This window comes from Roseibium sp., from assembly GCF_965229775.1.
In the GTDB taxonomy this organism is placed as follows: domain Bacteria; phylum Pseudomonadota; class Alphaproteobacteria; order Rhizobiales; family Stappiaceae; genus Roseibium.
On sequence record NZ_OZ245929.1, the window covers coordinates 3,940,207 to 3,963,656 of the forward strand.

15 protein-coding genes, 1 tRNA gene and 1 pseudogene are annotated in these 23,450 nt (G+C 58.3%); 11 read left to right on the forward strand and 6 right to left on the reverse strand.

The annotated features are described in order from the left end of the window. Window positions 1-2 precede the first annotated feature (2 nt). The 7 genes from ACO07N_RS17865 (at window position 3) to ACO07N_RS17895 (ending at window position 10,306) form a co-directional block, all read left to right on the forward strand. Entirely contained in the window at window positions 3-1,646 is a 1,644-nt protein-coding gene (locus tag ACO07N_RS17865) for a sulfatase-like hydrolase/transferase (RefSeq protein ID WP_421982318.1), read from the forward strand. Between the two features lie 3 nt (window positions 1,647-1,649). Then, window positions 1,650-2,915 carry an alkyl sulfatase dimerization domain-containing protein gene (locus ACO07N_RS17870; RefSeq protein ID WP_421982319.1) on the forward strand — a complete coding sequence of 422 codons (1,266 nt, stop codon included), beginning with the start codon at window positions 1,650-1,652 and terminating at the stop codon, window positions 2,913-2,915. Then, window positions 2,912-4,993 (forward strand): TRAP transporter permease, encoded by a 2,082-nt coding sequence (locus ACO07N_RS17875; RefSeq protein ID WP_421982320.1) that lies wholly within the window; start codon window positions 2,912-2,914, stop codon window positions 4,991-4,993. Before ACO07N_RS17870 ends, ACO07N_RS17875 begins: the two co-directional genes overlap by 4 nt. Window positions 4,994-5,029: 36 nt before the next feature. Then, window positions 5,030-6,004, forward strand: a complete 975-nt coding sequence (locus ACO07N_RS17880) for a TAXI family TRAP transporter solute-binding subunit (RefSeq protein ID WP_421982321.1) — start codon at window positions 5,030-5,032, stop codon at window positions 6,002-6,004. 1,351 nt (window positions 6,005-7,355) lie between these two features. Then, window positions 7,356-7,445 (forward strand) — tRNA-Ser (locus tag ACO07N_RS17885). A 411-nt stretch (window positions 7,446-7,856) separates the two neighbouring features. Further along, window positions 7,857-8,234 carry a YybH family protein gene (locus ACO07N_RS17890; RefSeq protein ID WP_421982322.1) on the forward strand — a complete coding sequence of 126 codons (378 nt, stop codon included), beginning with the start codon at window positions 7,857-7,859 and terminating at the stop codon, window positions 8,232-8,234. Between the two features lie 29 nt (window positions 8,235-8,263). Next, on the forward strand, window positions 8,264-10,306 hold the full coding sequence (locus ACO07N_RS17895; protein ID WP_421982323.1) for a trypsin-like peptidase domain-containing protein: 2,043 nt from the start codon (window positions 8,264-8,266) through the stop codon (window positions 10,304-10,306). Window positions 10,307-10,575: 269 nt separating this feature from the next. Here ACO07N_RS17895 and ACO07N_RS17900 read toward each other — a convergent pair whose 3' ends face one another. The 3 genes from ACO07N_RS17900 to ACO07N_RS17910 all read right to left on the reverse strand — a co-directional run bounded on the left by ACO07N_RS17900 (window position 10,576) and on the right by ACO07N_RS17910 (window position 14,328). Further along, window positions 10,576-11,907 carry a S8 family serine peptidase gene (locus ACO07N_RS17900; protein WP_421982324.1) on the reverse strand — a complete coding sequence of 444 codons (1,332 nt, stop codon included), beginning with the start codon at window positions 11,905-11,907 and terminating at the stop codon, window positions 10,576-10,578. Window positions 11,908-12,425: 518 nt separating this feature from the next. Next, on the reverse strand, window positions 12,426-13,082 hold the full coding sequence (locus ACO07N_RS17905; protein ID WP_421982325.1) for a hypothetical protein: 657 nt from the start codon (window positions 13,080-13,082) through the stop codon (window positions 12,426-12,428). A 571-nt stretch (window positions 13,083-13,653) separates the two neighbouring features. Then, window positions 13,654-14,328, reverse strand: coding sequence for an exopolysaccharide biosynthesis polyprenyl glycosylphosphotransferase (locus ACO07N_RS17910; RefSeq protein ID WP_421982326.1), 675 nt, complete (start codon window positions 14,326-14,328; stop codon window positions 13,654-13,656). A 757-nt stretch (window positions 14,329-15,085) separates the two neighbouring features. On the opposite strand from ACO07N_RS17910, the gene rfbC reads away from it, so the two are divergent. Genes rfbC through rfbA form a run of 4 tightly spaced genes read left to right on the forward strand, consistent with a single transcriptional unit; the run spans window position 15,086 to window position 18,412 of the window. Next, window positions 15,086-15,637 carry a dTDP-4-dehydrorhamnose 3,5-epimerase gene (gene rfbC, locus ACO07N_RS17915; protein WP_421982327.1) on the forward strand — a complete coding sequence of 184 codons (552 nt, stop codon included), beginning with the start codon at window positions 15,086-15,088 and terminating at the stop codon, window positions 15,635-15,637. An 8-nt stretch (window positions 15,638-15,645) separates the two neighbouring features. Next, on the forward strand, window positions 15,646-16,701 hold the full coding sequence (gene rfbB / locus ACO07N_RS17920) for a dTDP-glucose 4,6-dehydratase (protein ID WP_421982328.1): 1,056 nt from the start codon (window positions 15,646-15,648) through the stop codon (window positions 16,699-16,701). Then, window positions 16,698-17,546: a dTDP-4-dehydrorhamnose reductase gene (rfbD, locus tag ACO07N_RS17925; protein ID WP_421982329.1), complete on the forward strand. Its 849-nt coding sequence runs from the start codon at window positions 16,698-16,700 to the stop codon at window positions 17,544-17,546. The genes rfbB and rfbD overlap by 4 nt, the downstream gene beginning before the upstream one ends. Beyond that, window positions 17,543-18,412, forward strand: a complete 870-nt coding sequence (gene rfbA, locus ACO07N_RS17930; RefSeq protein WP_421982330.1) for a glucose-1-phosphate thymidylyltransferase RfbA — start codon at window positions 17,543-17,545, stop codon at window positions 18,410-18,412. Before rfbD ends, rfbA begins: the two co-directional genes overlap by 4 nt. A 45-nt stretch (window positions 18,413-18,457) precedes the next feature. Here the strand turns inward: rfbA and ACO07N_RS17935 are convergent. The 3 genes and pseudogenes from ACO07N_RS17935 to ACO07N_RS17945 form a co-directional block, all read right to left on the reverse strand. Next, window positions 18,458-18,577: pseudogene (locus tag ACO07N_RS17935) on the reverse strand (transposase); the annotation flags it as partial. A gap of 155 nt (window positions 18,578-18,732) precedes the next feature. Continuing rightward, complete coding sequence (locus ACO07N_RS17940; protein WP_421982331.1) at window positions 18,733-20,778, reverse strand: acyltransferase family protein; 2,046 nt, start codon at window positions 20,776-20,778, stop codon at window positions 18,733-18,735. Continuing rightward, complete coding sequence (locus tag ACO07N_RS17945; RefSeq protein WP_421982332.1) at window positions 20,715-23,342, reverse strand: AMP-binding protein; 2,628 nt, start codon at window positions 23,340-23,342, stop codon at window positions 20,715-20,717. Before ACO07N_RS17945 ends, ACO07N_RS17940 begins: the two co-directional genes overlap by 64 nt. Window positions 23,343-23,450: the final 108 nt, after the last annotated feature.

A 23,450-nucleotide genomic window follows, 5' to 3' on the forward strand; every position in this document is an offset into this window, starting at 1 on the left:
GCTTGAATATTCTGTTCATCATGTATGACCAGCTGCGATTTGACTATCTCGGCTGCGCCGGGCACCCGCATCTGGAGACCCCGCATTTCGACCGCGTTGCCGCGATGGGCGTCCGCTTTACCAATGCCTATGTCCAGTCGCCGATCTGCGGGGCAAGCCGGATGAGCTTTTACACCGGCCGGTACGTTTCCTCGCACGGCGCGGCCTGGAACGGCTTTCCCCTGCGTGTCGGCGAGTTGACGCTCGGCGACCACATGCGTGCGGCTGGCATGGATTGCTGGCTGATCGGCAAGACCCACATGAAGGCCGACAAGGACGGCATGAAGCGGCTCGGCCTGTCGCCGGACAGCATGATCGGCGCGCGCCAGGCCGAATGCGGCTTCGATGTCTGGATCCGCGACGACGGCCTTTGGGGCTATGGCCCAGACGGTTTCTACGACGAGAAACGGTCGCCCTATAACGAATACCTGAAGTCGAAGGGCTATGCCGGCGAGAATCCCTGGGCGGATTTCGCCAATGCAGGAATAGACGAAGACGGCGGGCTTGCCTCGGGCTGGATGTTTGCCAATGCCGACAAGCCCGCCAATATTTCCGAAAAGGACAGCGAGACGCCCTGGCTGACCGCCCGCACCATCGATTTCATCGAGGAGCAGACATCCCCCTGGTGCGCCCATGTCAGCTACATCAAGCCGCATTGGCCCTATATCGTGCCCGCGCCCTATCACGACATGTTCGGTCTGAACCACGTTCCGGCGGCCTGCCGTCACGAGGTGGAACGTGAGGACGCCCATCCGGTTTTTGCCGCCTATATGGAAAACAAGATCGCGGCAGCCTTCCAACAGGAAGAGGTCCGCCGGAAGGTCATCCCCGCCTATATGGGCCTGATCAAGCAATGCGACGATCAGCTTGGCGTGCTGCTCGATTATCTGGAGAGAACGGGCCGGATGAAGGACACGATGATTGTCCTGACCTCCGATCACGGCGACTATCTCGGCGATCATTGGCTTGGCGAGAAGGACCTTTTCCACGACCCGTCCGTGAAGATCCCGATGATCGTCTATGATCCTCGACCCGAGGCGGACGCGACCCGCGGCACGATCTGCGATGCCCTCGTGGAATCCATCGATCTGGCACCGACATTCGTCGAGGCCGCCGGCGGCAAGGTTGCCGATCATATCCTGGAGGGCCGGTCGCTCTTGCCGTTGCTGCGGGGTGAGACACCGGACTGGCGCGAGTATGCAATTTCCGAATTCGATTATTCGCCGACCCAGCAGGCCGTGAAACTGGGGCTCGACCCCAAGGACTGCCGCCTCTTCATGGTGTTCGACGGCCGCTACAAGCTGATGCATGCCGAGGGCGGTTTCCGCCCGATGCTCTTTGATCTTCAGGAAGATCCCGAGGAATTCCACGACCTGGCAAAGGGCACGTCGCACATGGACGAAATCGACAGGCTCTACACCGCGCTTGCCGAATGGGGCAGGCGCTGTGCCCAGCGGGTCACGCGTTCGGACGATGACATCCGGGGCATGCGCGGACGCTCGCTCCGCAGGGGAATTCTGCCCTTCCTGGTCGACGGCTCGGAAGTGCCGGAGGAACTGACCGAGAAATATCGCGGCCCAGCGCTGCAAAGGCACACGGGAGACTGATTGATGCCCAATGCCGCTCTCCTCCACCACAATGAAACCCAGTTCCGCAAGTCGATCGTGGAACTGGCGCCCGGACTGTGGACGGCTGTCGGTTTCGCGGCATCGACACAGCACGTGATCGAGGGCGAGACTTCGCTGACCGTCGTCGACACGTCGGAGAGCACCGGCGCCGCTGGAAACGTGCTCGCGGAAATCCGCAAGCTGACGGACAAGCCGGTCGGACGGATCATCTACACCCACAGCCACAGGGATCACATTTCCGGCGCCGCCGTCTTTGCTGAAGGGCGCGACATTCCGGTGATCGCCAATGCAAGGTTCAAATCGGATCTTGTCGGCCAGGACGCGGATGAGATTGCGCCCCATCAGGCCTTGAACCGCCGGACCGCGGCGCAGTTCGGCATCGGTCTTTCCCCGCAAGAACGCGTGTCGCTCGGCTGTGGTCCCGGCGATCGGCCGATGGAGGGTCTGGGCGCGGGGTTCCTTCCGCCGACGCTTTTCGTCGGCGAGGACCGGGACATCGATCTTGACGGTGTCAGGGCGCGGCTGATCATGGCCCCCGGTGAGACCGAGGATCACATGGCCGTCTGGCTGGAGGATGCCGGCGTTCTCATCCCCGGCGACAACTGGTACCACGCCTTTCCGAACCTTTACGCCATTCGCGGCACGCCCTATCGCGACTTCGCCGCCTGGGCAGACAGCCTGGCGCTGCTGGAAGGTCTCGGCGCTGCCGTGCTGGCACCAGGCCATACCATGCCGGTCTTCGGCCGGGACAAGGTCAGCGAAGTCCTGACGACGACGCGGCGGGCCATCCGTCACGTGATGCGCCACACGGCCGACGGCATGAATGCGGGCCTTTCCCTGGACGACATCGCCGCCACCTTGCAGCTGCCGGACGATATCGCCGACAAGCCCTGGCTCGGCGAGTACTACGGAAAGGCCGGCTGGTCCGCCAGGGCCTTTGCCACCGGCACACTCGGCTGGTACGACGGCAACCCGACCCATCTCGGAACCCTGTCTTCCGCCCAAAGGGCCGCGCATGTGGCAGAGCTCGCCGGCGGGCCGGAAGCGCTCATGGCGGCAGCGCGAACCACCGGGGATCTGCAGTGGAGGCTTGAACTCTGCGATCACCTGATCGCCCTTGGCGAACCGGCTGAAGCGCTGAAGGCCGAGGCCCTGGAAAACCTCGCCGAGGATGAGATCAACGCGACGGCCCGCAACACCTATCTATGGCATGCCCGGCGTTTGAGGAACGGGGAGGTGGCCAGATGACACCGGTCCGGTTCGAGCAGCGCGTTGCCGATCTCCTGGCGTTCCTGTTTGCCATGGTCATCCTTGTCTACGCCGCTTCCGGACCGCTGTCCGAATTCGTGCGCTGGGTCATCGAGGCCACGACTCCCGGCTTCGACGAACTGTCACGGCGCCAGCAACGGCTTTTGATGCGCGAGCACTGGCTCGGGGGCTCCTTCAGGTCGTTCGAACGGACGTTTCTTCTGCCCACGGGTCTGATCCTGGGGCTGCCGATCCTGTTCTCCTTCGCGGTTTCCTTTCTCAATCTGCCTGGAACGCGGCCTTGGCTGAGGTGGACGCTGGCGGCGCTGTCTACGGTTGTGTTCTGCATCTGGGTGGCAAACCTCTTTGCCGTTGATGGCGGCGCCCTGCCGTCGGCACAGCCGCTCGACTTCGTGCTTTTCCCGATTGCGACCGCCCTCGTTCTCTATCTGACATGGCGCGGCTTCGGCGGTTTCATCGTCGGGTTCTGCCTCTTCTGGATCATCTATTTCTTCGTGCGTGGCTGGCTGCCGGACTGGACCGGCATTCTTGCCGGCTCGGAGGCGACGCTGGCGCAGAGCATGCGCTCCATGGTTCTGAATTTCTGGTCACAGACAGGCGGCATGTTCGGGCAGCCGCTTCAGGTCGTCTCGGGCAACGTCTTGATCTTCATCGTCTTTGGCGCGGTGCTCATGGCGAGCGGGGCAGGGGATCTCCTGATGAAGATTGCCAACAGGCTGACCGGAGGGCTGACCGGGGGCGCCGCCCACGCAGCCGTCGCCAGTTCCGCGCTGTTCGGGACCTTGAGCGGGGCGGCGATCTCCAATGTCGTCTCGACCGGTGTCATGACCATTCCGGTCATCAAGCGCTCCGGTTTCCGGCCCGCCTTCGCCGCGGCGGTGGAAGCGGCCGCCTCCACCGGCGGGCAGGTGATGCCGCCGGTGATGGGTGTCGTCGCCTTCTTCGTGGCCGGTCAGATCGGCCTGGAATACCGCTACATCGTCATTGCGGCGATCATTCCGGCGATCTTTTTCTATCTCGGCACGTTCCTGACGGTCTATTTCGAGGCGCGCCGTCAGGGCGTTGGCCCGCTTCCGGCAGAAGAACGTCCGGCCCTGACGGGCATTGAACGGGTGCAGTGCCTTGTTTTCGTTCTGCCGCTGGGCGTCCTGAGTTACTTCCTGTTTGCCCAGCCTTCGGTGCCGAAGGCAGGCTTCTACGGCTTCATCGTCGCCCTTGTCAGCGCCCTCGTTCTGTTCCGCGGTTTCCGGTCGCCGGAAAAACTCTACAAGGCTTTTGTCAGTGCCGGGCGCATGTCAGCGTCGATCATCGTGATCGTCACGGCGATCGGCCTGATTGTCGGCCTGATCCAGGTATCCGGTTTCAGCGGCCGCCTGTCGCTTCTTCTGGCGCAGCTCGCCGGAGGACCCTTGTTCGCGACGCTGGTTGTCGTCGCCCTTGGCGCGATCGTCCTCGGCATGGGACTGCCGCCGGGAGCGACCTATTTCATCATCGTCATCGCGCTCAGTTCCGGCATCGATGCCGTCGGTATCGCGCCCCTGACCCTGCATCTCTTCGTCGTCTTCTTTGCCGTGATTTCGACCGTGACACCGCCGGTGGCGCTGGCTGCCTTTGCGGCGGCACCGATTGCAGGGGCAGACCCGGTGCGCACGGGATTTCAGGCCGCGCGGCTTGCCCTGGCGGGCTTCATCATTCCCTTCGTCTTCGTCTATCACCCTGCTGTTCTCTACAAGCTCCAGGTGCTGTTCGGCTGGTTCGGCGGCGAAGTGCCGACATCGAAGGCCATGATCGATATCGCGACGGTGAGCTGGTTCGACCTCGGCTGGATCGTGGTGGCCTTCACCCTTTCCATGTGGCTCCTGACTTCGGCCTTGACCGGCTTTGAGAAGAACAGGCTCAACATGATCGAGCGCGTCCTGAGGGTCGCGGCGGGAGGTGCGCTCCTGATCCCGGACCTGGCGATCGCGGGGCCCGCGCTTGCCGCTGGGATCGGGCTTGTCGTCGGACACAGGTTCCTGGGGGGAGATCCGTCACCGGTCGATGCAAGATCGGCCTGAACACACATGAACTGCATATTTTAGGGAGGAAATCGCATGCGGAAACTGGCACTGGCTGCAAGCGCAGCCATGATCTGGGCGGCATCGGCCCAGGCTCAGGACACACTCAAGATGGCAACGATCGCGCCGAGCCTCGGCCAGGCGATTACCATGGCGACCTTCGCCAACATCGTCACCGACAATCTCGATGATGTTGAAATCGAGGTCTCCGGCGGCGGCGCGGCGACGCTGCACATGATGGAAGTGGCGCGCGGCAATCTCGACATGTCGATGACCAGCCCGGTGATCTACAACCTCATGTCCGCCGGCAAGGCGATGTATGCCAAGGAGCCGGACGCACCCGAACTTGCCAAGAATTACCGGCTGCTGATGTGGTTCCCCTACGGCCAGTACCACTTCGCGGTCCGCGGCGACAGCGACATCCAGGTGCTGGACGACATCGAGGGCGCGTCCGTCTTTCTCGGGCCCCAGGGCGGCGGCGCCTACAACGCCGCGCGCGGCTGGGTCGAGGCCACCACCGGCCTCGTCGTCGGCGAGGACTACGACGCCATCAAGGCCAACTGGCAGACCGGGTTCCAGGCGTTTCTCGACGGCAAGATCGACGTCTACGTGAACGGCTGTCTTGATCCCTGCGGCCAGTTCATCCAGTTCACGGAGACGGAAAACCTGCGTTTCATCGGTCCGGAGAGCGATGAGGGCGAGGAGGTCGACACCTGGCTCGGCAAGTGGCGCTACCGTGCCGAAGTGCCTGCGGGCATGTATGACGGCCAGACCAACGAGGGGCCGGTGATGTCCTTTGACACCGCCGTCGGCATCGGTGTGCGCGCCGATCTGGACGACGAAACCGTCTACAAAATCACCAAGACCTTCTGGGACAATCTGGAGCAGGTGACTTCCGAGGCCCCGTGGGCCAAGGCGCTGGACGTGAAGTTCGCGGCATCCAAGCGCGGCCTGATGGAACTGCACCCCGGTGCGGAGCGCTACTACCGCGAAGTCGGCGCAACGGAGTGACCGGAAGGGACGGCGCGCGGGGAATTGTTCCCCCGCGTTTCGTGCCTGAGGGGGCGAAGACTGCATGATTCCGTCCGGCACCAAGTCATCATACAGAATTGTTGTCCCGGTTTGCCGCGAAAGCGGCAAGACCGGGAACCAGTATCTCTTGTGGTCGGAGAATAAAACCAACCGGAATCCAGTGGTTGCTGGGTTCCGGTCTTCCGCTGCGCTTCAACCGGAATGACAAGATCATTGATTGGTGATCGTCTTGCCAGATCCATTTCGGGTTAATCCGGACAGCAAAGGGTGGTCACGCTGAGTGGCGCTGGGCGGATGGGCGCTGGGTGAGTTTGACCGATCAACCGACCTATCCCGCATCGAACGGCCTTGTCCGTTAAGCCTTGCGGAACGCTGTTCAGCTGACCGGTTTGGGCATGTGTGTTGCCACGTTCACGATCCTGCCGTCGGCACCGTTTTACGTGAGGGCGACTGCGATCGCTTTCGTGATGTCCTGCTGCGCTTTCTTGGTAAAGGCATGCGTATCTGCAGGCAGATTTCTAAGGTCGATTTCCAGTCTGATCTTCATGGCTCTCTCCTGTCTGACACATGCTCATGCGCAACGTCGATCGCCGCGTGGTACGGCTCTTTTCACGAAAAAATTCGAATGGTTTTGCTGACCGGAAAAATGCTTCTGCCTGGCCCGAGAGGCGCCGGCGCGGTGTCCTTTTGCAGGAAATGTCCGGCATGCTGATCAGAGTTGCAACAGGTTCAAGCCCTGGGTCGCCAGTGCGTGTGATCGAGAACGAAAACGGGACGTGAACCTGCGTTCGGCTTGTGAAAACGAGCGCGTCGGGACCGTCACTATCTGAAAGAAAAAATGTCTGATTGGACATGCGTTCGCCTCGCAAAGGATTTGCTGACTTTCTTTGTTGAGGCTAAACACTACCTAGCGTCACTGTTATGCGTTTTGCGCGAAGCCGGCATCGATTCCTGTTTCGTAATACCCTGGCATCCGCACCAATTCGCCAGTCCTATCTGGCTCCTTTCGTGAGAGTTGTTATGGCCGGTTAGCTTTGGAAAAACGTCCAGTTGCTTTCCAGGCGCAACGGGTCCCGGCCTCCTGCCATGTCACCCGGGAAAACGCGTGGTTATGCGATTCGCGTCAAAAGAGGTGGGCCCGAAAAGCGAGATCCGGCAGCGGCGCTCCGGCTGGCGAAGCGTTGTGCGGACGTGAATCGCTTCAACTCGTTTTTTCTTTCCGCAAACCGCGGGAGCACAACCCGTTCTCGATCGAACCTTGTTGAAACAGCCTGATACGACCGAAAATTGATCTTGCAATACCCTCAGAAATCAAGGAAAAGGGCGGAACGGAGAGGTGGCCGAGTGGCTGAAGGCGCTCCCCTGCTAAGGGAGTATACCGGGAACGGTATCGAGGGTTCGAATCCCTTCCTCTCCGCCACCCTTTCTTTTAAGAAGCTGAAAAGTGTAGAGAAAACGGTTTAGCTGAATTTCAGTCCGTTGCTCGGCCCATCCTCCGTGATCGGTCCTCATACTTTGCCGCGCATCGAGTGAACCAATCGCGTGTGGTTCTGAGCGGTCTCGTCCGTGATTGGCGATCCAGCTTCAGATGTGCCCGGGGGCCGGCACTTCACTTGCCAATCCGGCACTGAGCGCGAGGCGCGCATGCAATGCTGATCACCGGCATTGCGGGGTATACTGGCGGCTTGCATCATCATGCACAGTCAACGCGATCGGGGTCCGAGCGACGAAACGGGCTCTTGTTATCCTTGCCTACTTGCGAGCGCTGCCGAGCCTTGCAGCGGCTTGCGTGAACCGCGATAGTCTCCTGGCACAGACCAGGGGAGGCGAGATGTCCGACAAACAGGAATTCCAGTCAGTGTTCGACGCGTATGTCGGCTGCTATCGCTCCGGAGATGCTGCCGGATGTGCGGCCCTGTTTTCTCACGACGCGGAACTTTTCTCCCCCTATGGTCCGCCGGCGGTCGGGCGGGCGGCGATCGAAGCGGCGCACCTGGAGTGGTTTGACGAGGACGCCGTCAACAAGAAGATCGAGGTGACAGGTGCCGGCAGATCGGGCGACCTCGGCTGGTGTCTTGCGCATTACAGCGAAGGGGACGAAGGCCGGGGCACGTCCTTGAATGTGCTGCAGCGCCAGGCCGGCGGAAACTGGTTGATCCTGCGCTGCAGTCTGAATGAAATCCCGGTTGCGGGGCCGATTGCGTCCTGAATGCGAAACGTCAAGTGCGGAACAAGCCTATGAAACTGATCTGCCGTCTTTCGATATTCGCCGGCCTGCTGGCCATGGTGGCCGCAGGCTCCCTCCCGGCAAAGGCATCGCCGGAAGAAGCGTTTGGCCATGTCGTTTCGGTTCTTCCTTTATGGCCTGGCAAGCCGCAGGGCGGTGCCGGTACGCGCCCCGGGGCCGCACCTGAAGGCAGCGGCGTGGTCATCCGGCCGGATGTGATCGCGACCGCCTTTCATGTCGTTGAACCCGCGGAGCGTATCGATGTGCGCCTGTCCGACGGCCGGATCCTGCCCGCGCGGCTCATCGCCGGCGACGCGGCAAGTGACATTGCGCTTCTCAGGGTGGACGCCGGCCTTGCGCCCATCGAATTCGGTCCGGACCCCGGCCTGGCGCAGCCTGTCTGCGCGATCGGCAACGCGTTCGGTCTCGGTCTCTCGATCACATGCGGTGTCGTTTCGGCAAAGGCGGTGAACAATGCAGGCTTCAACGCCGTGGAGGACTTCATTCAGACGGACGCAGCGATCAATCCGGGAACTTCGGGCGGTGCCTTGATCGACAAGGACGGGCGGCTGATTGGTCTCGTGTCCGCCATTTTCGCCTCCGGAGCGGACGCGAATATCGGTGTCAATTTCGCCGTTTCCAACGCGTTGCTCCTTCGCGTGACGGATGCACTGCTGTCGTCGGGATCGGTTGACTACGTGACGGCGGGCTGGCGTCTTGGACTTGCCGACCGTGCGCGGCTGGCCGCGGTCGCGGCGCCGGAAGTGCAGTTTGTCCAGCCGGGTGGGGTTGCCGCCTCGGCGGGCATTGAGGCCGGCGATCTCATCCTGCAGATCGGTGAGCGGCAGACACGCACGCCCCGGGACACCGTCACCGCTTTGGCGCTGCTTCCCGCTGATACTTTGAGCGTTCCGGTGGTTCTGCAAAGGAGCGGGGATCGGCTCACCGTCAGTCTGTCGTTCGGCGTCAAGCCGGACGCGGACACGACTGTTTCCGATGCGCCCGATCCGGAGTGTCCGCATCCAGAGCCTGTCTGCCGGCAGCGCCAGGCCGTTTTCCCCGTCTCTTCCTTCGATCCGGCCGCGAGCGCGACGCGGATTGCAAGTGACCTCCTTGTCACCAACAGGCATGTGGTCGGGGACCGGCGGGAGGTGACGGTCCACACGCCTTCTGGCCCCAGGACGGCAAATGTCGTGCCCTCTGCCTATGTCGGGGATCTGGTTTTGCTGGAAGTGGAGGGTTTGCCCAGCGATGGCGCGGTGCTCGAACCCGCTGCCGAATGGGGCGAGGCCGATCTTTATTTTGCGATCGGCGCGGATGTGGTGCGCCGTGAGATCCGGGTGTTCGAACCGGGCGAGCTGATCATGCTCCCGGCCGAAGGGGCGGAGCTCGGTCGCCTGCACGTGAGGGCGCATATGCAGCCCGGCGTGAGTGGCGGCGCTCTTGTGGATGAAGGCGGACGCCTGAGAGGGATCGCCGTCGGCGGGGGCGAAAAGCGCTTCGAAGCGATCCCGGTTTCTGCTGTCGAAGAGCTGTTGCGGCTGCGCGATGATCCCGAGGCGGAGCGGACTACCAGCCGGCTCGGGATCAACTTCGCCGCTTGTGCCGCGGCGATCGCGGGTGCGGCAGACGCTCAAGGCGCAGCGGGACCGGCGGATCGACTGCCGCAAGCCTGCGCGCGGTCCTCAAATCATGGCCAACTTCTGGAAGCTGGGCGCTTGCTGGCCCAGTCCGGTGAGTTCGACGCGGCGGCGGCGTTGCACCGGCAGGCGGTCGAACAGGTGCCCAACTCGATCAATTCAAGAGTGTCCCTGCTTGTTTCCCTGCAGCTGGGCGCGCGGTTTGAAGAGATGACGGAACACGCCCAATGGTTGGTGGAGGCCGTGCCTGACGATCCGCAAGCGCTGCGTTTTGCCATTCAGTCCGGTGTCTGGGGCGGTGATCCTGAACTTGCCGAGGCGGGATACCAGGCGCTCCTGAAGGCGGACCCCCTGCAGGCGCAGGCCGCAAGGCGTTTCATTGATGCCGCGCCGCCCAGACCGGAGCGCCGCTGACGGGTTATACCAACCTTCATAGATAGAAACCCATTTCACCGGGATTGTTTTGCCACAAGGCAAGGCGCGGTTTGCGCGGTAGTGCCGGCACTACAAGCAAATCGCAACGCGGCATTGGGGCAAAAGAACCCGGCCTCCGGTGGCATGAAACCGGCCATCGGCTGCGTTGTGGCGCTTGCCCGATGCGCCGGCATCGCGCTGCGCACCACGCCTGACCGAGTGGACCGGTTTGATGCCATGAAATGGGTTTCTATCTATGAAGGTTGGTATTAGTCGGCTTCCGGGTCGGGAATCCACCCGGATGACACGAGCCTGTCTTTCTGGAACGGCGACGGGACCGCACGCTCGAGGATTCTGGCTTTCAACTGCAACGCCGTCAGATCCGGTTCCTTCGCCAGCAGGCGGGCGGCGAGGGCAGCGAGACGCGGCACGGCATAGCTGGAGCCGGAAGCAACGCCCGATGCACCGCGAAAGTCAATCACGTCCATGTTTTCAGCGGGCAGCATCACGTCGACGCTCTTGACGCCCCAGTTGGAGCCGCGCGCCAGGCGCCCGAACGCGTCTGCCGACGTCACCGTGAGTATGTTGTCGAGGTCGAGACCTGCCGGATAGACGGGATCGGCGTCAATGTCGCGTCCGTCATTTCCCGCGGACACGATCGCAAGGATATCCTGATCCTTGAGCGCTGCGGCAAAAGCCTCCCAGTCGGCCGGTTTCCGGCTGCCAAGCGGCATTGCCAGGATCTTGATATCGTTTTTGAGAGCGTGCTTCACAAGCTTTTCCATTCGGCTCATGTCGGGTCTCGGATAGCGATAGGGAACAAGAGCTGCGCCGGGGGCTTCGCGGGCAATGATCGACGCGACTGCAGTTCCGTGACGGATCGGCAGAAAAGCCCCGCGCGACGTGTCGCCGTCGTAAGGAAAAGGATCCAGATCCCAGAAGTCATATCCAAGCGGTACATCGTCCGGGTCGCGCGCAAGCCGGTCTTGGAAGAGAGGCAGGTCATAGGCCAGACCTGAATCGACCAGTCCAATGCGCACACCGCCGGGATCTTGACCTTGCGGCCATGGCGCCTGCAGTGTTTCCGTCCATCGCAGCGTCTGGAGGTCTCCGTCCAGTTGATCGAGGAAAATCCAGGGATCGTCGCCATCGCGGATTTCACGCGCCGAGCGGACCGTGCAGCTGCCATCGGCGATTGCCAGGAAGCGTGGCTTGAGGGCTTGGCCGGTCTGCACCGCCACCGACGCACGGAACTGCCGCAGGACGCCATTCGCAAGGCGCGATTCAAGAACGAGTTCGTCGCCTCCCGGCAGTGCGAAGCGCGTCGTCACCCGAGCCGGGTTTTCCGGCGATGGTTGGCGCAGTTCTTCCAGCAACCAGCTGCCGGGCAGCGCGTTTTGAATGTCGAACCCGGGCCTGTCCGGATTGGCGCAGGCGTTTTCGACTGCGAGGGCAATCCAGTCGCGCACCGGTGTCCGGGAGGCCGCGAGGACGGGAGAGGGGGCGGACAGCGCTGACTGCGCCAGAAAGCACACAAGCAGCAGCAAACCGCCCGGGTAAGTGCGGACTTGCACCGGCAGCAATGATTTCACTGCGATCATGAAGCAACCTGAATTAGACAAAAAAGGCACGCGGTCCGGCAGCTCCCGCCCTGTTGCGTTGGTGAGAAACATTCAGTGTAAATCTAGGGTGCCGCAGTCTTCCGGTCCACGCAGCAAAACAGCAGGGATTGGCATCTCCGGTGTTTGAATCATGCCGGGTGCTGGCGCTCTGCGCATGGAGATGCCGTTTTGCGGCGGGAGTTACCTGCAGGCGGGCTTCGTCGAGACCCGTCCTCGCTTTGCCAGCCTTCTCCCCAGTTGGCGCGCTAAGAACTCGACGCCATCAAACTGCGTGAGCATCGAGCGTTTTCCTTCTGGCACCGACGTCCCGGGGAAAGCACCTTGCGCTTTCGGCAATCCGGATACACCCGGGTGTTCTGTAATCCACCTCCGGATTGCACTTGGCGCTCGACACCAACAAAAACGCGGGCTGGTTTGCCCAGCCCGCGAATATCTTGTGCCACGATGACCGCCTTCACGGTTTCATGACTGATCTTCGAAAGTCGACGGCCAAGCGCTTATGCGCTGCGGCGTTTCCTTGCGGCAAGGCCAAGGCCTGCAGCACCAACGAGCAGCAGACCGAGCGGAGCCGGCAGCGGTACCGCTGACACTTTGATCGATTCAAGGTAACCGGTGAACCCGGTCGAAGACAGTGAGATCGAGGTGATGCCGCAGAAACCGGCATATGATCCGCACAGATCACCTTGGCCGGCACCTTCTGTGCCTACTCCGTCAAACAGGTCTGCTGTCGAAGACAGCGGCCCGAATGTGAACGCACCGGAAGCAGCATCCGTGTGTCCATCGTTGAGCGTGAAGCCCAGGATGTTCACAGCCTTGTTGAATGTCAGGGTAAGAATTTCACCGACACCAAGGTTGTCGCCGTTCGGGCTTCCATCTACACCAAGACCACCGTGAGCCGGATGATCCTGGCGAACCACCCGATCGGCACCGCCGGACGATCCGGTTGCAGTAACCGTCAGGCCACCTTCTGTGAAGATAATTCCAACAATGTTGCCACCATCTATGCCACGGATATCCGAGGGAAGTCCGTCGAACACGAAAGTCGTCATGTCGCCGCTGGTGGAGTGAAAACTATCATACCCGGCTACCGGAGCTGCATGAGCAACTCCAGAGGCGCAGGCAAGTGCTATTGCGCCAACCAGTAGTTTTTTCATCATACGCTTCCTTTGCTGTTAAGCACACAGTGATTGAAATAAAGCAGACGCTCTCAGGCGCTGCTGAAGTATGGAATTCCAGGCATTGTTCAGTGTTTATTGTTTTTAGCCTTGCACCCTGAACATTGATTTCAAAACCTAAGGCTTGCATCAAATATCGAAGCGCCTTTCAAAGATCCGCCTGAATGAATCTCTGCAACCAAGTTTGCAACCTGCCGCAGGGCAGGTCAAGGAAATTGGTGCAATTTTTTACAAAATTCGACAAAAATTTAAGAAAAAAGCCAAAATTTTCAAGAAATAAATATGTAAAAACTCCCTCGCTGAGATGCAACCTAATCAGCGAAGACGTAAATTTTTAACTGTTCCAAGCCGCAATCAAAGAAATTATTGTTATTAAATGATTGTGGAAAATTGAATATGCCAAAAATACGAAAAATAGTGGTCAAGTTAGCGTGTTTTATATTTGATCGTACAGCAAGTCATTGTGGCGCTATCAGAATACGACCAATTCATTCTCCCGTTCTCTAACTTCAATCTCGGCTCTCAAGACGTCAACATGGCGCACCCGGCCTCAGTACCCTTTTCCGCCAAAGAACTCCTGGATTACCGTGCTCACGATAATCTTCACATCCAGAAAAATTGACCGCACCTCGATATATTTAAGGTCGTAGTAGAGGCGCATGGAGGCTGCGTGAGCGGTTTTTGTCTCGCCACGAAAACCATTGACCTGAGCCAGGCCGGTGATTCCCGGCTTCACACGGTGGCGCAACTGATAGCGCGGGTCGAACTGCTCGTAGGGGAGGCCGTTGGCCAACATACCTGGTACGTGCGGACGTGGCCCCACAAGTGACATCTCGCCCTTGAGCACATTCAACAACTGCGGCAGTTCGTCGAAATTGCTCTTGCGCAGGAAACGCCCGATCGGAGTGATCCGCGGATCGTCCTTGACTGTCTGCCGGACGCCCGATTGATCGCACTGGTCAACATACATCGACCTGAACTTGTACGCCTTGAACGTCTTTCCATCGAGACCGTGGCGGTTCTGTTTGAAAAGGACGGGCCCCTTGCTCGTTACCTTGATCGCAGCCGCGAGGATGACGAAGAGCGGCGTCAAAAGCAAAAGCCCGCACACCGCACCGAAAAGGTCCAGACTGCGCTTCAAGGTGTTGGAAGTCTGAGAGGAGCCAGCCGGATCGACCGCATGACCCAAATCCGTATTATGAAAACCATAAACATTGTCAGTCATTCTCAAAACTCATACTTTTTTATCGCAAATGCTCGCTAAAACGCGCGCATCAGGCATTGTCAGAAAACTGCCCACCACTAAAAAAAAACGTGGTACCCATAAATTTAGTTAATCGAACGTTAATCGATTGCGTTGCGCGATGCAACTTCAATTTTTTTCCTGGTTGAGCGGCAAACTAAAATTCATGCGATTAATCAGAAAGCTAGAGCGCTTCATCATTTGCCATTGAAAGAAATTCTGAGGCGCTGTCATTCTTGATCTACGGAGTATCACGTCACGAACGGGCTGATTTTCAAACTCAGCTGTTCCGATGAAACTGGAATGCATTCGCTGGTAGTCAGGGGAATTCGTCAGCCCGCAGCGGGAATACGAAGCAAGTACAGGTCAAGCACAATTTTTGACGGTCGAGAGTCATTGGATGATCGGAATTTTGCGCGCAAAGGGAGCGTGACCGTTGCAAATCTCACATCACATTTTTCCTGTGACAAATGTGATGCAATGCGACCTAAGGGAGGGAAGCAAAGCCCGTCGAAGGATGTGAATAGGATTTTCATCAAGTTTACCAAAAATCCAACGGATCGAAGAAACCTTGTGTCTTCTTTTGTCGATATGGCTATAGTCGCCGCGACGACGGTCGATTGAACGGCTGGCTCAAGCCGGTCGCGCGGCTTGCCAAATACGATCTGGTTGACCCGCAAGGATTGAGCGTCTCCAGGAGCATGCATTTTTGCTTCGGAAGGTCTGTTTTGAGGTTGAAATGATTGTCGAGCAAACCGGCCTGTCCGGTGTTTTGTTGATTACACCCAGGCGGTTTGGCGACGAGCGCGGGTTTTTTTCCGAAAGCTGGAGCAAGCGCGCGTTTGCGGAGTGCGGTATCGACATCGAGTTCGTGCAGGACAATCATTCCCTGAGCGCCACAACGGGAACAGTGAGGGGCCTTCATTTTCAAGCCCCGCCGCATGCGCAGGCAAAACTCGTCAGGTGCGGACGTGGCCGGATTTTCGATGTTGCGGTCGACATACGCCGGGGGTCGCCAACCTACGGTAACTGGTACGGAACGGAACTCAGTTTCGAAAACGGCAGGCAACTGCTCGTGCCGGCCGGTTTCCTGCACGGGTTCATGACACTCGAACCGGATAGCGAGATCGTGTACAAGTGCTCCGACTTTTATGCACCCGACTGCGACGGTGCTGTCCGTTGGGACAGTTGCGGGATTGACTGGCCGCTGGCAGGCATCGAACCGGTTCTGTCGGAAAAGGACGCGGCCGCGCCAACGCTTGCTGCATTTGAAACACCTTTTGAATATTGAGGGAATTGATGAAGATTCTTGTCACGGGCGGAGCAGGCTTCATTGGCTCGGCTGTAATCCGGCTCGCCGTCCAGCGCGGTCTGAATGTCGTCAATCTAGACGCTCTGACCTACGCTGCGTGTCTCGACAATGTCGCCCCGGTTGCCGACAGCCCTCTATATGCGTTCGAGCAGGCCGATATTCGCGACAGGCAGGCCCTGAAGCGGATTTTCGCCGAGCACCGTCCCGACGCGGTCATGCACCTTGCCGCTGAGAGCCACGTGGACAGGTCCATCGACGGTCCCTCGGACTTTATCGAAACCAATATCACCGGCACCTTCAACATGCTTGAGGCATCGCGGACATATTGGCAGGAAGCCGGCAAACCCGAATCGTTCCGGTTCCACCAGATTTCGACCGATGAAGTCTTCGGCTCGCTTGGCGAGACAGGTCTGTTTACCGAGACAACGGCATATGATCCGCGCAGTCCTTATTCGGCGTCGAAGGCGGCGTCTGATCACCTCGTTCGGGCATGGCACGAAACCTATGGGCTTCCGATTGTCCTGACCAACTGCTCGAACAATTACGGTCCGTATCACTTCCCCGAGAAGCTCATCCCCGTTGTCATTCTCAACGCGCTCGCCGGCAAGCCGATCCCCGTTTACGGCAAGGGCGAAAACGTGCGCGACTGGCTTTATGTCGAGGATCACGCCGATGCGCTTCTCCTGGTCCTGCAGAAGGGTGCTCCCGGCCGCAGCTACAATGTCGGCGGTGAGAACGAGCGCCGGAACATCGACCTGGTGAGGACCATTTGCGATCTGCTGGATCGAAAACGCCCCAAGGCTGACGGCTCCTATTCGGATCAGATCACTTTCGTGACGGATAGGCCCGGCCACGACATGCGCTATGCGATCGACCCGACGCGCATACGTGACGAACTTGGCTGGAAACCGAGTGTGAACGTCGAGGAAGGCCTGGAAAAAACCGTCGAGTGGTATCTGACCAACGAGAGTTGGTGGCGGGCCTTGCAGGATCGCAAAGGGGTTGGTCAACGGCTCGGCGTGAAAACGGATCTCAAGTCATGATCCTGGTTTTTGGTTCCTCCGGTCAGGTGGCAACCGAACTCCGGGAGCGCCTGCCGGATGCGATGTTCTTGGGAAGGGCGCAAGCCGACCTCTCGAAGCCTTCCGACATCGTCCGGACGATTGCGGAAATCAGGCCGGAAGCGATCATCAATGCAGCTGCATATACCGCCGTTGACAAGGCCGAAGAGGAAGAAGCGCTTGCCTTGAAGATCAACGCGGATGCACCCAGGATGATGGCACAGGCCGCGGCAAGTCTCGATATCCCGCTGGTTCACATCTCGACCGACTATGTGTTCGACGGCAGCGGCGAAGAACCCTTCCCGACGGACGCAGAGACAGCGCCGCTCGGCGCCTATGGACGCACCAAACTGGCGGGTGAGGCTGCGATTGCGGCCATCGCCCCCACCTGTGCGATCCTGCGGACCAGCTGGGTTTTTTCCCCGCATGGCGCAAATTTCCTCAAGACCATGCTGCGCCTTTCTGAAACGCGCGACCGTCTGACCATCGTGGCGGACCAGGTCGGCGGACCGACACCCGCCTCCGCGATCGCTGCGGCTTGCGTGAAGATCGCGGGGCTTCTGAAGGACGATCCGTCGAAGGCCGGCACCTTCCACTTTTCCGGCGCGCCGGATGTGAGCTGGGCCGATTTCGCACGCGAAATCTTCAGACAGGCAGGACGGCCGGTCAGCGTTGAGGATATCCCGACATCGGCCTATCCGACGCCGGCAAGGCGTCCGCTGAATTCGCGGCTGGATTGCCGGTCGCTTTCTGCAGTCGGGCTGGATCGTCCGGACTGGAAAGCGGGTGTTGCAGAGACTTTGGCTAAACTGGGTGTAACCGCATGACAAATCGTAAAGGCATTATTCTCGCTGGAGGATCCGGCACACGGCTTTTCCCTCTGACGATGGCCGTTTCAAAGCAGCTGATGCCGATCTACGACAAGCCGATGATCTACTATCCGCTGTCCGTTCTGATGCTGACGGGTATTCGGGAAGTTGCGATCATCACGACCCCGGAGGATCAGCCGCAATTCCAACGCCTCCTGAAGGACGGCAGCCAATGGGGCATGCGGTTCGAGTATATCGTTCAGCCAACGCCGGATGGCCTGGCGCAGGCCTATATTCTTGCCGAGGATTTCCTCAATGGAGCCGCGTCCACGATGGTTCTCGGCGACAACATCTTTTTTGGTCACGGCCTGCCGGAAGTGCTTGCTGCGGCTGACAGCCGTGAGCGGGGAGGGACCGTATTCGGATATCACGTCGCGGACCCGGAGCGGTATGGTGTCGTGAAGTTCAACGATGCTGGACTGGCGGAAGAAATCATTGAAAAACCCGCTGTTCCGCCGTCCAACTACGCTGTCACCGGCCTTTACTTCCTCGATGGCGATGCCCCGCGCCGCGCACGTGAGGTGAAACCATCCCCGCGCGGCGAGCTGGAAATCGTCACGCTCCTCGATACCTACTTGCGCGAAGACGCATTGAACGTGGAACGCATGGGCCGCGGCTTTGCCTGGCTGGACACCGGCACGCACGAATCGCTGCTGGACGCCGGAAACTTCGTCAGGACGCTGTCTGTCCGGCAGGGCATGCAATCAGGCTGCCCGGAGGAGATTTCCTTCGCGAACGGCTGGATTGATCATGAAAAGCTCCTTGAACATGCGGAGCTGTTTGGGAAGACGGAATACGGGAAGTATTTGGGGAGCTTGCTTTAAGGAGGCACGCTGCGGGCAGCTTCATCGGTTTCGCGATCGCTCATAAAGTGCTTTCAGCCGCTTTGCCCCATAAAGCTCCATGCGGCCATACTTTGAACACCACTTGAAAAACGTCGCATCGCTGACTGCTTGTTTGCGGCAAAGCTCGGCGGTCGAAAGACCTATCTAGTGTTTTTCAAAATGCCGATGCTGGGCTTCAGCGCCCCCTGGATCGCTTTATTGTCTGTATCATTCAGTTGGAAACAGTTTGACGTCAAAAAGCGGAGTTTTCAGAAGAGCAGGCCAAAACGTTCGTGGCAGGCTTGCGCGAACGGTTGTGGTCAGCTTTGCGGGTCGCTGCTGCGCTCAAATTGCTCGAGCGCTTCGATTATTTCTGACACAAGCCGTTCTGAACCCAGGTTGTTAAGGTGATTTGAATCGGCAAAGAGCGGCCGGTTGCTATCGTCAACAGGACGACATTTGTCAGAATCACAGTAAAGTTCGCCGCTTTCGATCTTGATCAGATTGTTCGGCCAGTCAACTTCGCTGAAGATCCTTGTTACTTCTTCGTTGCGACGCTCATAGTCTTTGATTGGCAAGTCCAGACGCGCAGGGTCAAGTTCTAAATGAAGCAGCATCGCTAGCTTGTGAGGAACGTGAAACTGATACTCCGGCGTTGACTTGGCAAACACGATGGGGATTCCAATTTCTGATAGTCGATCGAGCGTGGCCTGGAGTGCTTGCGCCATCTGACTTGGATTGTTCGCGATCCTCGAATTGCCATTGTCCCCAAAGGTGAATGCTGACGGGCCCGAATCCCCCCACCGTCCACCAGACGTGTAGTTTGCCCATTCAGCAAACATTACGACCGGTAATCGAGTTTTTTCGATGTTTGCCAAAGCAGCTTCAATTCGGGATCTGCATTCAGGGTTCTTTCTCGTTGTTGCAGTACCAAAGCGTGTCAATGGCGCGCACCAGCCGGAAGTTATCACGTATGCGGCCTTCCCTTGGTCTGCTAGCTCTCTTGATAGAACAGGCGTCAACGCTGATGAATGGCTATCTCCAATCAAGTAAAATGCGATCGGTGCCTCGAGATCTCCAATCCTGCACATTTCGCCGGCAGCAATCCGTTCAACACTCGGTACGCCATAACAGCGGTTGTTTGCCCCCCCGCTCGGAAAACTCCTAACTTGGTTCAGTGTTTCGGCGTCGAACCTAATTGTATCAAAGAATCTGGACTGCATGGCCCCCCCAAGGCTTGCGCAAATAAAGATCACCACGACGGAAGCCGCCAACAAGCTCGATCTCGCCTGAAACACTCCTCCACGTTTTCTGAACGGCCTTTCAACGAACCGCCATGAGAACCAGGCTAAGATGACGGAAAGAACAGCCATCGCAATCATGATCGTTGCTTCAGGCGGGTTTATGCTCCGGATCCTTGCAAATGCCATGAGTGGCTGATGCCACAAGTAAAGACTGTAGCTGATCAAACCGATGGCGACGAACGGTTTCCAGGCAAGAATTTTTGCTGCGATTGTTCCCGCTTGACCGAAAAGCAATACCAGTGCGGTGCCCGCTACCGGCAGAAGGGCATAGGCAGAGGGAAATGGAAGTTCCTTGTTCAAAAAGACTATGGACAAGACCACCATGAAGATCCCAGCAAGCGAGAGGACTTCGTTGGGAGCCGTCGGGTTTCGCAACACCCAAAGGGCGCATAAGGCTCCTACGAATAACTCCCAAGCTCTTGCCGGCAATAGATAGAATGCTTGTTCGGGAAAAATGTTCGTGGAGTAAACACACCATATGAAGCTCGAAATTCCCACCAGCGCAACCGTGTGGATCACAAGACTTGGGCGCCACCTCCAGACAATGATTAGGATCACAGGGAAGAGGATGTAGAACTGCTCCTCGACTGCAAGGCTCCAAGTGTGCAGCAAAGGCTTTTCTTCCGCAGCTGCCGCGAAATAGTTGTTTTCTCGCCAAAACAGAACATTGGATAGAAACAGGCTCACGGCTAAAACACTCTGCCCAAAATCGCGAAACAATTCAGGTGGCATCCACGCAAATGCGAAGGGCACGCACGCGAGGACAACCACTGTCAGCGCAGGCAAGATACGTCTGGCTCGCCTCTCGTAAAACGTCAGAATTGAGAAGGTGCCTTGACGCAGTTCTGTTGCGATGATGGTGGTGATCAAGAAACCGGAGATTACAAAGAAAACGTCCACTCCAGCGAACCCGCCCGGGAAGAGGGGAAGGCCGGCGTGAAAAAGAACCACTGGAACGACCGCTAGGCAACGAAGCCCGTCAATCTCGCTCCGGTACTTCATCGTTGATGCACCAGAATTTTCTTCGCGACAGATGTTTTGAGTGCGAGCGCTTCCATCCACCTGAATATCTCCAGCACGAGCCAGGAGATCGAGAATGAAAGCAGAAGTGCCAGCAATATATAGACAGGTTTGCCCAAAACAGGTTCGATCAGATTGTCGTAGCGCATGAAGTGAAGCACGATCGGGTGCAGGAGGTAAACGAACAGTGCCGTTGCTGCCATCTGACGGGCGACACGCCCAAGCCAGAGTGGAGTTCTTACCACGAGACCCGACGCGAGCATTGCTCCGCCAACCAGCAAGGTGATGACATGGGCGATCGACAGTGTCGGGAAAACGAGCGTGTTCAGAACAACAGCACCGAGAAGCAAAAAGAGGCGCTCGCGCTCTTGGTTTGCGGCGATCATGATGCCTAAAGCGACCATCGGCAGGCATGTGAGGGGGCTACCAACCCGGTAAATGCTATCGAGATTGTGATCAACCCCGTCAAACCAGCCGGCGAGCCAGGCCTGCCACATCAGCGAACCAACGAGAGATATGGCGAAAATAGTGGTCGTTACCAAAAACGGTGTTTGCAGCGTCCTGCGCCTGAGCGGTTCGATTGAAAACAGGAGAACGGCGAAAATAACAAGCTGGACATAGAGGCTGATAAACCAATTGAGATTAATGATAAACGCAGTGTCGTTACTGCCAAGATTTGCCGTGAGGGTAATTATCGGAGTCGGCACATCTTTTCCGGCTGCGAGTAAGGCGAATACCATCAAAAAATAAAGTGGCAGAACAGGATAGAACATCTTTAGCAAGACACGTACAGGCGACAGCGTTTCAAGCGCAGGAACCTGAAAGCGGTAGAAAGATGCGCCGAGAGCCATGAGCAGGACCCAGGTTCCACCGTTGAAGCCGCCATTCGCGGCATGATTGATCACGATCAGGCTAATGGCCAAGATCCTTACAATCACGTCCATCCCAATCTCGGCGCGTGGTTTCGCTGCCGGTTTCTTTCGCATCAATTCACCGACCGGCACGGTTTCCCAGCCTTCCGGCAGATAGCCCAATCGCGCTTCAATCGCCATTGTAACCTGCAAGTAACCCAGTGAATCGCCTCCCAGGTCTTGGAAACTTTCATGGTCCTTCACAACGCCGCTGCGGGTTGCTTGTGCCATGACTTCGCGCAGGTCCATTTTGTCGGAGGACGGATCGCGCACTTGCCGGGCAACTTCTTCTTTTGCGATCCTGTCGAGCGTCTTGTAGTCAACTTTTCCGCTGGGAAGCAGGGGCGGCTCAACCAGTGTGCTCACAAGGATATCGCTCGGCGGCACACCTATAAGACCGGAAACGATCTCAACAGCACGAGCCTCTTCCGACTTTGTGTCCACAAACAGCACGAGGTGTTCGTCATTTCCAGCAGCGAACGCCGTGATGCCGTGCGCATTCAGATGGGTTTCGACTTGGTCAAGGCTGACGCGCATGCCGTAAAGCTTCACGAACCTCTTCAACCGTCCGACGATGCGGGCAAGACCCGTCTCGGTCCACTCGGCCAGATCACCGGTAGAGAGAAAGTCTGTTTCTGGGCCCCGTGCAAGTTCCTCATCGGTGCTCGCATAGCCCATCATCACGTTGGGGCCGGAATAAATGAGCTCGCCCGGCTTACCAGGCTCCGTGATGTTCGAACCGTCATCGGCTCTTATCTCGAGCCGACCGCCCGGAATTGCCCGTCCTATCGCGTTCGCAGCTTCGGGCAGAGCTTCAGGAGGGACATATGCTATGCGCGGCGATGCCTCCGTCTGACCGTACATAACGAAGAACTTCCAACCACCTTGCAGACCGAGTTCATTCATTTTGCGAACAAGTTCAACGGGAAGGCGGCCCCCTGCCTGGGTGACATACTTAAGGTCGGGCAGGGGATAGCCAGACATGGCAGAACGGTCGATCAGTTGCACTTGATGAGGAACAAGTGCCAGGCTGGTTGCTCCGTGAAGGCGGGCTGTTTCCCAGAAATCAGGCTCCGTGACAGAAGCCTCTGTAAGAATGAGAGCGCCTCCGGCGGTCAATTGGCTGTGCAAAACCGACATTCCATAGGAATAGAACATCGGCAGGGTCGTGATCGCACGGCTGTCCGCAGAGAGTTCCAGGTAGTCAGCGATGGCCGACGCATTGGACTGAACTGAAGCTGCTGACAAGCGAACCAGCTTCGGCTCTCCGGTGCTGCCGGATGTCGACAGAAGCAGAGTGAGATCTTCATGCAGCGTGACAGGAGTGTCCGCGCCCTGCGAACTGAACTCTACCTTGAGTTCGCCCTCTGAAAACGAGATGAAACAGTCAAAACCAAACCGGGTCGCGATCGGGTTTTGGGTATCGAGAATGCTGCAATCGCATAGCAAAATGACGTGCCCGGCGCGTAACGCACCCAGGTAAGCCGCAATGACATCAATGTTTGGAGACATGACCAAGGCAATGAGGAGCCTTTTTCTTCCCTTTGCTTGGTCTGCAAGATCTTTTGAAAAGGCGTCCCCCTTTGCAGCGAGTTCGGCGAAACTGACAGTTTTGGACGACGTGATCAGGGCGATACGGCTTCCGTGACTTTCCAATGAATGCCAGAATTCTTTGAGATGACCCTCGGTCTGCATGCACCAATCTCGCTTGATATGTACTTGAATCTTCTCGACGTAAAATGCTCTAAAAAACGCTTAAGAAAGCAGAAGAATTGCTGAGAAACTAAGAGCATTTGTTTCGTA

Excerpts from the sequence above, each read along its gene's own strand:
- ACO07N_RS17870 (WP_421982319.1), top strand. The coding sequence starts at position 1,650 with ATGCCCAATGCCGCTCTCCTCCACCACAATGAAACCCAGTTCCGCAAG.
- ACO07N_RS17875 (WP_421982320.1), top strand. The coding sequence starts at position 2,912 with ATGACACCGGTCCGGTTCGAGCAGCGCGTTGCCGATCTCCTGGCGTTC.
- ACO07N_RS17880 (WP_421982321.1), top strand. The coding sequence starts at position 5,030 with ATGCGGAAACTGGCACTGGCTGCAAGCGCAGCCATGATCTGGGCGGCA.
- ACO07N_RS17890 (WP_421982322.1), top strand. The coding sequence starts at position 7,857 with ATGTCCGACAAACAGGAATTCCAGTCAGTGTTCGACGCGTATGTCGGC.
- ACO07N_RS17895 (WP_421982323.1), top strand. The coding sequence starts at position 8,264 with ATGAAACTGATCTGCCGTCTTTCGATATTCGCCGGCCTGCTGGCCATG.
- ACO07N_RS17900 (WP_421982324.1), bottom strand. The coding sequence starts at position 11,907 with ATGATCGCAGTGAAATCATTGCTGCCGGTGCAAGTCCGCACTTACCCG.
- ACO07N_RS17905 (WP_421982325.1), bottom strand. The coding sequence starts at position 13,082 with ATGAAAAAACTACTGGTTGGCGCAATAGCACTTGCCTGCGCCTCTGGA.
- ACO07N_RS17910 (WP_421982326.1), bottom strand. The coding sequence starts at position 14,328 with ATGACTGACAATGTTTATGGTTTTCATAATACGGATTTGGGTCATGCG.
- rfbC (WP_421982327.1), top strand. The coding sequence starts at position 15,086 with ATGATTGTCGAGCAAACCGGCCTGTCCGGTGTTTTGTTGATTACACCC.
- rfbB (WP_421982328.1), top strand. The coding sequence starts at position 15,646 with ATGAAGATTCTTGTCACGGGCGGAGCAGGCTTCATTGGCTCGGCTGTA.
- rfbD (WP_421982329.1), top strand. The coding sequence starts at position 16,698 with ATGATCCTGGTTTTTGGTTCCTCCGGTCAGGTGGCAACCGAACTCCGG.
- rfbA (WP_421982330.1), top strand. The coding sequence starts at position 17,543 with ATGACAAATCGTAAAGGCATTATTCTCGCTGGAGGATCCGGCACACGG.
- ACO07N_RS17945 (WP_421982332.1), bottom strand. The coding sequence starts at position 23,342 with ATGCAGACCGAGGGTCATCTCAAAGAATTCTGGCATTCATTGGAAAGT.